This window comes from Nostoc sp. LEGE 06077 (assembly GCF_015207705.1).
In the GTDB taxonomy this organism is placed as follows: domain Bacteria; phylum Cyanobacteriota; class Cyanobacteriia; order Cyanobacteriales; family Nostocaceae; genus Nostoc_B.
The window spans coordinates 146,535-157,110 of the sequence record NZ_JADEWI010000011.1 but is presented as its reverse complement, the minus strand read 5'-3'; the positions used below and the strand labels follow the sequence as shown (position 1 = coordinate 157,110).

General features: G+C 42.8%; 8 protein-coding genes and 2 pseudogenes. 7 read left to right on the top strand and 3 right to left on the bottom strand.

The annotated features are described in order from the left end of the window. From IQ244_RS10750 to IQ244_RS10725, 6 genes are all read left to right on the top strand, one after another. Positions 1–1,301, top strand: a 1,301-nt coding sequence (locus IQ244_RS10750) for an anthranilate synthase component I (protein ID WP_193893393.1), incomplete at its 5' end; no start/stop codon positions are given. Positions 1,302–1,711: 410 nt separating this feature from the next. Continuing rightward, on the top strand, positions 1,712–1,990 hold the full coding sequence (gene pipX / locus IQ244_RS10745; protein WP_193893390.1) for a transcriptional coactivator PipX: 279 nt from the start codon (positions 1,712–1,714) through the stop codon (positions 1,988–1,990). After that, positions 1,987–2,655: a YggS family pyridoxal phosphate-dependent enzyme gene (locus IQ244_RS10740; RefSeq protein WP_193893387.1), complete on the top strand. Its 669-nt coding sequence runs from the start codon at positions 1,987–1,989 to the stop codon at positions 2,653–2,655. Before pipX ends, IQ244_RS10740 begins: the two co-directional genes overlap by 4 nt. 362 nt (positions 2,656–3,017) lie before the next feature. After that, complete coding sequence (locus tag IQ244_RS10735) at positions 3,018–3,614, top strand: cell division protein SepF (RefSeq protein WP_193893384.1); 597 nt, start codon at positions 3,018–3,020, stop codon at positions 3,612–3,614. Positions 3,615–3,705: 91 nt separating this feature from the next. Beyond that, positions 3,706–4,518 carry a pyrroline-5-carboxylate reductase gene (gene proC, locus IQ244_RS10730; protein ID WP_193893381.1) on the top strand — a complete coding sequence of 271 codons (813 nt, stop codon included), beginning with the start codon at positions 3,706–3,708 and terminating at the stop codon, positions 4,516–4,518. A 141-nt stretch (positions 4,519–4,659) separates the two neighbouring features. Beyond that, complete coding sequence (locus IQ244_RS10725) at positions 4,660–7,332, top strand: DEAD/DEAH box helicase (protein WP_193893378.1); 2,673 nt, start codon at positions 4,660–4,662, stop codon at positions 7,330–7,332. Positions 7,333–7,392: 60 nt separating this feature from the next. Here the strand turns inward: IQ244_RS10725 and thyX are convergent. Both thyX and IQ244_RS33205 read right to left on the bottom strand, forming a co-directional pair. Further along, positions 7,393–7,827, bottom strand: a pseudogene (gene thyX / locus IQ244_RS33210) (FAD-dependent thymidylate synthase); the annotation flags it as partial. Between the two features lie 3 nt (positions 7,828–7,830). Continuing rightward, positions 7,831–9,267: pseudogene (locus IQ244_RS33205) on the bottom strand (FAD-dependent thymidylate synthase); the annotation flags it as partial. Positions 9,268–9,430: 163 nt separating this feature from the next. On the opposite strand from IQ244_RS33205, the gene IQ244_RS10715 reads away from it, so the two are divergent. Beyond that, positions 9,431–9,646: a chlorophyll a/b-binding protein gene (locus IQ244_RS10715; RefSeq protein WP_193893372.1), complete on the top strand. Its 216-nt coding sequence runs from the start codon at positions 9,431–9,433 to the stop codon at positions 9,644–9,646. Positions 9,647–9,812: 166 nt separating this feature from the next. On the opposite strand, the gene IQ244_RS10710 is transcribed toward IQ244_RS10715, so the two are convergent. Next, positions 9,813–10,466 carry a class I SAM-dependent methyltransferase gene (locus IQ244_RS10710; RefSeq protein ID WP_193893369.1) on the bottom strand — a complete coding sequence of 218 codons (654 nt, stop codon included), beginning with the start codon at positions 10,464–10,466 and terminating at the stop codon, positions 9,813–9,815. Positions 10,467–10,576 lie beyond the last annotated feature (110 nt).

The window sequence follows — 10,576 nt, the reverse complement described above, 5'->3', positions numbered from 1 at the left end:
CCCCTGCCCCCTGCCTCCTGCCTCCCTCTCACCTTCCCTTCACCGGCGGTTGGCTAGGATGGCTTGGCTATGATGTGGCTTGGGAAATTGAACAGCTACCTTTTGTTAAATCTGACACCTTACCCTTCCCTGTAGCTTTTTGGTATGAACCCGCCTCTTTTGCCATTTTGGATCATGTTAAACAAATTCTCTGGTTGGCAGGTAGTGACATTGATGATGTTAATAGGTTAAAAATTCTTTTAGAAGAGAAAAAATCAGGGGATTCACTCTACCAAGTTACCTCCTCACAAGATAAACCCATCAGTTTCGCCCCTGAGTTCTTCACATCGCAGTCAGATTATGAAACATCCGTCAACCGCGTCAAAAAATATATTCAGGCTGGAGATATCTTTCAGGCAAATCTTTCTTTGCGATTTGCAGCATCTACAACAGCTTCTGGCTGGTCAATCTACCAAGCATTACAAAAAATTAATCCTTCACCTTTTGCCAGCTACTGGCAGACTCCTTGGGGTGAAGTAGTTAGCTGTTCACCAGAACGGTTGGTGCTATTACAAAATCAGCAAGCCGAGACTCGACCAATTGCCGGAACGCGATCGCGTGGTGCTACCCCAGAACAAGATAATCAATTGGCACAAGAACTACTCAGCAATACTAAAGAACGGGCAGAACACATCATGCTGGTAGATTTAGAACGCAATGATTTAGGGCGAGTTTGTGAATGGGGAACAGTAAAAGTTGATGAATTGCTCACAATTGAGCGCTATAGCCACGTTATGCACCTTGTTAGCAACGTTAAAGGTACTTTACAATCCGACCAGAGCGCCGTTGATTTAATTCGTGCCATGTTCCCTGGCGGCACAATCACAGGGTGTCCAAAAGTGCGGTGCATGGAAATCATCGAAGAACTAGAGCCTGTGCGGCGTAGCCTATTCTACGGTTCCTGCGGCTATCTCGACTGGCGCGGTAACTTAGATTTGAATATTTTAATTCGTACCCTGCTATTAGCTCCAGCATCTCCAGTAGAGGAGCAGAAGAGTAAGGGTGTAGGGGTGCATACTTCGGCTTACCTCGACTTCGCTCGGTACAAGTCGCTCAGTAACCAAGGGGGTAGGGGTGTAAGGGCGGCTCAACTCCCGCTACCGCTAACAGCACTTAACACTCAGCACTCAGCACTCAAAACTGTTTGGGGACAAGTGGGAGCAGGTATTGTGGCAGACAGTGATCCTGAAAAAGAATGGTACGAATCTCTGCACAAAGCACAGGCACAACTAGCAGCCCTAAAAATCATCAATTACCAGTAGTTGGCAATTATTGGTTATTTTGTGCCACAGAATAATAATTATGGCAACATGGAGAGAAGCCAGCGCCAATATCAATTTGCGAGTCAGCCTTGGCTATTACTTTAGAGGGTAAATCTTTTTGCGATCGGCAAAATTCAACAAAAAGTAGAGATTTTTTGTTTTGTCCATCGCAAATAAGTCCGAGTTATCAAAGAAGTCTCATCAACCCTTGCGTGCCTTTACCTTCTCCTAACTATTAGCTTCATTTGCCTAGTGGGCATCAGATTAATGATTTCATAACTGCTATGTGATGGCAGAAGTTACTCAATTGGAGTAGTTTTAACTAAATATTCTGACGAATAGTATGATCATCGTCTGAATGTTTTGTAAGAACTACGAATAAATATTCATACTCCTACCTTGATTCCTAAATGACTTCAGAAACCTCCGAAATTTACATAAATCATCCAACTTGGGGCTTACTTTATCGAATCTGTATGGTTGACGACAACCAAGATATGTTCACTACACTTTATGCCCAACGCTTATTTTTTCTGGTCACAAACGACGTTAAAGGTGTTAAATTTCAATCCATTGGACGCACAGAGGCCAGGATGATGTTAGAAAATCGTTTGCGTACCCTGCGACGCAATGGGCAATCTCAGGAGTACGATCAGCTTCAGAGTGTTTTCCAACGCACCTTCCAATGAGTAGTTCGATTGACGAACATATTGCCAATATTCGTGCCTCACTGCCTCCTTCTGTCAGGTTAATTGCTGTCAGCAAGCAAGTTTCGGCAGAGGTGATTCGTTTAGCTTATAATGCCGGAATTCGTGATTTTGGCGAAAGTCGTATCCAAGAAGCTGCCAGTAAACAAGCTCAGTTGCAAGACTTATCAGATATTACTTGGCATTTTATTGGACATTTACAAAGCAACAAAGCCAAAAAGGCACTGGAATTATTTGAGTGGATTCACTCTGTAGATAATTTGAATTTGGCGCAGCGCTTAAATCAATTAGCACAACAGATGGGAGTGAGTCCAAAAGTGTGTCTGCAAGTCAAAATACTTCCTGACCCGCAAAAGTCGGGTTGGAGTGTTCGAGAATTACTTGCTGACTTAGGGGAACTCAACCAGTGTAAGTATTTACAAATTCAGGGATTGATGACAATTCCGCCTTTAGGGTTGACTGAGGCGGAAATCATGGATGTATTTAATAGCACTTGCCAGTTAGCGAAAGAAATCCAGTTACAAAATTTGCCGAATATTCACATAGAGCAACTTTCAATGGGGATGTCAGGCGATTATCAACTGGCAGTACAAGCTGGAGCAACGATGGTAAGATTGGGAACTATTTTATTCGGCGATCGCCATTAATTTCGCTGGCAGCAATTCTTAACTAGTTGTAGCAGTAGCTCTAGGTAGACAATACAGATAATTTTCCTAGACTACTGGTACAATCAGGCACTAAAAAAATATTAAAAAAAGTAACGAATAATCAAAAAAACCTGTAATTAAGCTTTATATCCTAAAATCTTTGGGATATAATCTTGACTCATTATTGTATCTAGGTTAAGGTACAGGCGTTTACAAAAGCGTCAGTTCGTTATCCATAGTTGTAATAGAAGCTACAAACAACGATAAGATTACTAGATTGTCCGTCCTTTGTAGTGATCTTTAGTGGCTACATCAACTAACAGCCAAATCGATAAAGGTAATTTGCATCAGGAGCGTACCAAATGAACAATATCTTTTCTAAACTTCGAGACTTTGTAGGGCTAAATGAGCAGGTAGAATACGAATATTACGAAGAAGAAGCAGATACAGATAATTATCAAAATCTGTATCAAGAGGAAAATCCTCAACCTGCGCCCGCAGAAGCTACTACACAAAATCGACGTTGGCGGGAACCCATGACTACAATGGGTAATGATGTAGCAACAGGATCAAAGTCTACGATGGGGAACGTAATTGGTATGCCAGGAGCAGTGAACGGGATTTCAGAAGTATTAGTACTTGAGCCTCGTACATTTGAAGAAATGCCCCAGGCTATTCAAGCCTTGCGTGAGCGGAAGTCAGTAGTACTCAACCTGACAATCATGGATCCAGATCAAGCACAACGTGCCGTTGATTTTGTTGCTGGTGGAACTTACGCATTAGATGGACATCAAGAACGGATTGGAGAAAGCATCTTTTTGTTTACGCCAAGCTGTGTGCAAGTCAGCACCCAAGGTGGAGTTATTCATGAAGTACCACAACCGCCAGCTCGTCCTGTACGCACCACCCCAACTGCCACACCAAACTGGGGAAATGAACCGAATCGCATGGCACAATAAGTTTAAATTAGTTAATAGTCCAGAGTCAAAAGTTCAGAGTCCCAAGTTTTTGACTCTAGGCTATTAACTATGGACTATTGACCATGAACTAATGACTAAAAAATTTGGCTTAATTGGTGGTGGGGTAATGGGAGAAGCGCTGTTATCCCGCCTCATTGCACATGGCATCTACCAACCCTCAGAAGTAATTGTTAGCGAACCCCAAGGGGCGCGGCAAAATTTTTTACAGCAGCAATATGATGTGACTGTGACAGCAGATAATAGCTTGGTGTTTGAGCAAGCGCAGGAAGTCATATTTTTAGCTGTTAAACCGCAAGTATTTAGTGCGATCGCTCAAGAATTAGCAGATATTATTTCGGTAGAACACTCACCTTTGGTGATTTCGATTTTGGCAGGAGTGCCTTTACATCACATAGAAGCGGCATTTCCCCAACTCCCAGTCATTAGAGCCATGCCTAATACCCCAGCAACTGTAGGGGCAGGGATTACAGCAATCTGTTTAGGTGCATACACAAACGCCAAACACCACCAAAAAGCTTTGCAAATATTTTCCGCAGTGGGAGAAGTTGTCGAAGTTTCCGAAAGCTTGATGGATGCTGTCACGGGACTATCTGGTAGTGGCCCCGCTTATGTCTCTATTTTAGTAGAAGCCTTAGCCGATGGTGGAGTTGCCGCAGGCTTACCCAGAGGTGTTGCCAACCAACTCGCCCTACAAACAGTCTTGGGAACTGCACAATTACTGCATAACAGTAAAATGCACCCAGCAGAATTGAAAGACCGAGTGACCAGTCCTGGTGGTACTACAATTGCTGGCATTAGCCAATTAGAAAAAGCCGGATTTCGTTCCGCTTTAATTGAAGCAGTCAAAGCCGCCACAGTGCGATCGCAAGAATTGGGGAAATGAAAAAGTGTGAAATATGAAGTATGAAATTTCATCCTTCTGTTCCCTGCCTTCTGGTTCCTAATCCCTATTCCCTACTTTCTATAACGAAGTTGACAAAAGACCCGTTAATATAGTAAACAGTCTGGTTGCAAATGTGATTGAGTGAATTATCCCGCACCGTCTCCAGAAATTAACTTAGGGTCGATATTTCCCTTTGATCTGGATCAGTTTCAGAAAGATGCGATCGCGTCCCTTAACGCTGGACGCTCCGTAGTTGTATGTGCGCCCACAGGTTCGGGCAAAACATTAGTCGGAGAATACGCTATTTATCGCGCCCTAGCGCGAAGAAAACGTGTATTCTACACTACACCCCTCAAAGCGCTGTCAAATCAAAAATTACGCGATTTCCGGGAAAAATTTGGTTCCGATTTGGTAGGACTGTTAACCGGGGATGCCTCCATTAACAGAGATGCACCAATTCTGGTGATGACCACAGAAATCTTCCGCAATATGCTCTATGGCACACCCATCGGGCAAGTTGGCATTTCCTTAGTAGATGTGGAAGCGGTGGTATTAGATGAATGCCACTACATGAACGATCGCCAACGCGGTACAGTTTGGGAAGAATCAATTATCTACTGTCCCCGTGAAGTGCAACTAGCAGCCCTCTCTGCCACAGTTGCCAACAGCGAACAACTAACAGATTGGTTAAATCACGTCCACGGCCCCACCGACCTGATTTACTCTGATTTTCGCCCAGTACCCTTGGAATTTCACTACTGCAATCCCAAAGGTCTGTTTCCCCTACTGAATGAGAGCAAGAACAAAATTAATCCCCGCCTAGTTAAGAAACACCGCAAAGGACAAGGGGACAGAGGTAAAAACGGCAGACCAGAAGCCCCAGGTATCATCTATACCTTGAGCCAGCTACAACAGCGAGATATGCTCCCCGCTATTTACTTCATCTTCAGTCGCCGGGGATGCGATAAAGCGGTTGCAGAAGTAGGTGATTTATGGTTGGTTAATGGTCAAGAGTCACAAATATTACGGGAGCAAATCGACGATTTTTTAAACCGTAACCCTGAAGCTGGTCGTTCGGGACAAATTGCCCCCCTTTATCGCGGGGTTGCTGCCCACCATGCGGGAATTTTACCTGCGTGGAAAGTGCTAGTGGAAGAACTATTCCAGCAGGGATTGATTAAGGTGGTATTTGCGACTGAAACTTTAGCAGCAGGGATTAATATGCCTGCCCGTACCACAGTTATTTCTACTCTTTCTAAACGTACCGATACCGGACACCGCTTGTTGAATGCTTCAGAATTTCTCCAAATGGCTGGTCGGGCTGGTCGTCGTGGTATGGATAAACAAGGTTATGTAGTGACCGTCCAAACGCCCTTTGAAGGATCTAAAGAAGCAGCGTATCTGGCTACCTCTAAGGCAGACCCCTTAGTTAGCCAATTTACACCTAGTTATGGGATGGTGCTGAACTTACTGCAAACTCACACCATAGAGCAAGCCAGAGAACTAGTAGAACGCAGTTTTGGGCAGTATATAGCTAACTTGCACCTCAAACCAGAATATGACGAGATAGCCGAACTGCAAGCCCAACTAGACCAACTCCAAGCACAAATCGCCGCTGTAGATGAAAACGAAATTGCTGTCTACGAGAAATTGCGGCAACGTCTGAAAGTAGAACGCCAGTTATTAAAAACTCTGCAACAACAAGCTCAGGATGACCGCCAAGAAGAATTGGTGATGATGTTGGGCTTTGCTGTCTCTGGAACACTGTTAAGTCTTAAAGGCAAAAATATTACAGTATCTACACCCATAACGGCAGTTTTAGTTGGTAAAAGTCCTGGTTTAGCACAAGCGCCGTATTTTGTCTGTTTAGGGCAGGATAACCGTTGGTATGTGGCCACAACTGAAGATGTAATGAATTTACACGCCGAATTACCCAGGCTGGATGTACCAGAAGATATATTACCGCCTCCAGAGTTGCTCTTCAAACCAGGACAGTCTTACCGGGGAAATGAACAAACAGCTGCGATCGCCCAAAGCATTCCTGACCCTGGAGAACCTTTTCATCTGTCACCAGAAGTAGCAGAACAACTCAGCCGCGTTACCGCCATTGAAGAACAAATAGAAAATCATCCTTTGCGACAATCAGGTAATGCCTCGACAATTTTTAAACGCAGAGCGCGTTATGTGGAACTCGAAGCCGAACTTGAACAACTGCAAGGGCAAGTTGAGCAACAATCACAACGTCATTGGGAAGAATTTCTCAATTTAATTACGATTTTGCAACACTTTGGTGGTTTGGATAACCTCATACCCACAGAATTAGGGCGAATAGCCGCGGCTATTCGTGGAGAAAACGAATTGTGGCTAGGTTTAGTATTTGGCAGTGGTGAACTGAACCAATTAGATCCTCACCACTTAGCCGCCGCCATAGCCGCTTTAGTCACAGAAACCCCACGTCCAGATAGTAGAGTCAACTTTGATTTGAGTGAGGAAGTAGTCGAGGCTTTAGCAAAACTGCGGGGCATTCGTCGCCAAATATTCCAACTGCAACGGCGATATAATGTAGCACTGCCAATCTGGTTAGAATTTGAGTTAATTGCCCTTGTTGAAAAGTGGGCATTAGGCATGGAATGGACAGAACTATGCAGCCACACCACTTTAGATGAAGGTGATGTCGTGAGGATTTTACGCCGAACTTTGGATTTATTATCCCAAATTCCCCACGTTCCCCATTTACCAGATATTTTTCAGCGTAATGCCTACCGTGCTATGCAATTAATTGATAGATTCCCAGTAAATGAGGTCGTTGAGTAAATTGTTTAGGGTGGAGGAAATGGGAATAGCTAAAAAAACCTACACCTCTACCCTAAAATATTAGGGTGCTAATCGAGCTTTACCTAAACGCTGCTTTTCATACCATTGGGCGATCGCTGGTGTCCACTCGGCAAAATGCGGCCACATTAATTCGCACAGCTTTTGAATTTCTAGTTGGGCATCTTTTTTATTTCTCAAATCACAAAAATGCAGAAATGACCGGAGATTAAAGCTCACTACAAAATGTTGGCGATAATCAAACGGTACTATCCCTCTAGCGTGTTCTTCAGACATTCCCGCCGCAAAACTCGCTGCATATCGTTTCGATGCTTCCATACACCACTCTAAATCTGCGGCACGTTGCTCTGGCGAATAGTAATATTTTTTACCTTGTCTATCTGTGTAATAACCCACAGGACGCAGATAGAATACATCTTCTATATCTTTTTTGCCTTCTATTACTTGTATAAATTGATTACCTGTATAGCGAAATGAATTGTGAACAACTACGCCATTAGCAACAAAATTGTGCCATTTCCCATCTACTTCTAAATCGTAAGTTTTTTGCAACCCCAGATAGCGTACTTGAACAACTTTCATCGGGTGAGCTTTTAATTTTCGTCCTGCTGGTTTAGGTTTTTCAGGAAGAGCAGCAATAGGAACGAAATTTTGGGCAAATTCTAGTTCAAGTCCCTGGTTGTGAATTTGTCGGTGGCAATTTTGACAAACAGTGACTAGATTTTCAAAGTCATATCCTTTTTCAGGATGTGAGTAAACTGGCAATAAATGATGAGCGTGAAGTGAACCTCCACGAACACCGCACGACTGACAAGTGAAATCAAACTTTTCATGTACTTGAGGCGCAACTGTCCGTGTCCAAGCACCAATCGAAACTCGTTCTTCTGTTAAGCCACCTTTCCAAAAATTGCTGTTTTCACCTCTGCGAGTGAAATGTTTTGACCTTTCTCTTCGCTGTTGTCTTTGTTCAGAAGTTAAATTTAGTTGATAAGCTCCTCGGAATCCTTTATTCCAAGGATTTTTTGTTCCAGGTTTACATTTATTTAGCTTCAGATTGTAAAGATAAACCCACTTTTTAATTGCCTCTATTGAACAACCAGCCTTTTCAGCCATTTGTCTAACAGTTAAACCAGCTGATAGCTGTTCTTGGAGCCAAGTTTTATCTCGATACAAGCCTTCACCAACTATGACTCCGTTGGTCATTAAGTAACAATCTTGACTATAGTTAATAACTTGTCTGCTGTGATCTGTTACTAACTCTAAAGCTTCTTTCATCGTTCGCCAACCTTGCTCAGTCAGCAGGCGATGATTTTCTGTACAGTTTAATTTCCTACCATCTTCTAGAGTTAAGCGATAAACGGGTTGTAGTCCTTGATCAAAAACCTCTTTAATGTGGCCGAATTCAAAAATACCCGTTTCTTCATTCAGAACACGCAGGTTCATTTTTCGCAGACGGGTTTTACAATCTCTACGATATGTTCCTGGTTCTTCTCCCTTACGCCCGCGAATTTTTCTTTCACGAACTGCTTTTTCGCCATTAGTCCATAAATCGTAAAGTTCCGAAATCTTAATTTTTGTTAAACCACCTGCCGTTTTCACAAAAGTAATTTCACTATCTCCACTCAGACATTGCACATCAAAACTCACGCTCACGCGATGAGTACGCGCCTGTTGCATGACGCTGTGCGGAAAATAGCCGCAGTTAAACACTATTTGGGGGTGTTCTAACGGCCCGTAGTGTCCCCGTTCTCCTGCTAACAGTCGCTTAACAATCACTTCGCCGCATTGTGATTCCGAAGGCCATGAGTCTCGTTCATCAACCACAAATGCGTCGGTATAGTCCTGGTGCATCGCCGCATAAATTACTTGCTGGGGATTTGGTGTTTTGGTTATAACCTCTACTCGGAATCGCTGCATGGGTTTTCTCAGACTAGGTACAAAGGAGGATGAAAGCCTGTGTATGAAACATGGCTGAAAACTCAATCCATCATCATATAACTTTGGGCAGACTCAGATACTTTACAAAAGTTAATTTAAAAGTTACACTTCTTTACATTAGAACGTGACTGAGGAAAATTTCATGCGTAGTAGTGGTTCGATAGTGGATGATCAGGGCAAAATGAACAACTTTGCGGTTGAGCCAAAAATTTATGTAGATGAACAAGGCGATCGCACTGGCTTTACACCCTATGCGGAAATACTCAATGGCCGTTTAGCAATGATTGGTTTTATCTCGCTGATAGCATTAGAAGCATTTACAGGACATGGTATTTTTGGGCTTTTATCTAGCCTGTAATAGAGTAGGTTACAGAGTTAAGAGCCTTTTTGATGTCTAATTGTGATCATCTATCGATGTCCTAACTAACTAGGCTATTGACATCACTAAAATTTTAAAAAGCTATTCTTCATACATTTATTTAAAGAGACGGGAAATTTCCCGTCTCTTTGTTTTTTAGGTCAAATTATGAGTTGGAATTGCGATGAGCAATCACAGCATAAAAGGGATCTCCAGCGCCAATACCCATCAACTGTAAGAAATATGGCGTTGTTGATTGGCGAACAATCACTTCAGGAGTGGTAAATCCAGGTACTGAGGTGAAGTAGTGCTTGACTAATTTAATTCTGGTGGTTTCGGAAGCATCGCGCCAAGCTTGAATTGCTTTTTGGAAAAACATCCGGTTGGAAAAGCTGATAATCGCAATACCACCGGGTTTGAGAATGCGGTGAATTTCTGAAAAGATGGCTTCTGGATATTGTATGTACTGCACAGAAACGCAGATGAGAACCGCATCAAAATCTTGATCCGCTAGGGGGATTTGGGGTTTATCGTTGAGATTTTGGACAAAGTAATGATTTAAACGCGGATTTCTTGCTAATTCCTCAGCGTTAAGTCCGTGTCCTTCAATATGAGCAAACTCCATTTCTTCTGGCAAATGAGATACCCAACTGCTCATCATATCAAGGATGCGGGTGTTAGGTTGGAGGCGATCGCGGTACAAATCTGTTAACTGTTGAATAAACCCATCATCAACATGAGTAACGAACCGGGGATAGGCATAAAATAACTGATCATCGGTATCATCTAATTTTTCGCGTTGATTTGGACTAAGTGGCATAAATGTCTATTTTGTAAAAGTTTTTGACAAACTATGTGCAAATTTCAATATTCTTCTGCACAAACACTCTGTTACATATTTTAATAAAATCAGGATCAATAAAGTTAACA

What these genes read in the sequence shown, in the direction of transcription:
- pipX (WP_193893390.1), top strand. Translation starts at nt 1,712, where the DNA reads ATGACTTCAGAAACCTCCGAAATTTACATAAATCATCCAACTTGGGGC.
- IQ244_RS10740 (WP_193893387.1), top strand. Translation starts at nt 1,987, where the DNA reads ATGAGTAGTTCGATTGACGAACATATTGCCAATATTCGTGCCTCACTG.
- IQ244_RS10735 (WP_193893384.1), top strand. Translation starts at nt 3,018, where the DNA reads ATGAACAATATCTTTTCTAAACTTCGAGACTTTGTAGGGCTAAATGAG.
- proC (WP_193893381.1), top strand. Translation starts at nt 3,706, where the DNA reads ATGACTAAAAAATTTGGCTTAATTGGTGGTGGGGTAATGGGAGAAGCG.
- IQ244_RS10715 (WP_193893372.1), top strand. Translation starts at nt 9,431, where the DNA reads ATGCGTAGTAGTGGTTCGATAGTGGATGATCAGGGCAAAATGAACAAC.
- IQ244_RS10710 (WP_193893369.1), bottom strand. Translation starts at nt 10,466, where the DNA reads ATGCCACTTAGTCCAAATCAACGCGAAAAATTAGATGATACCGATGAT.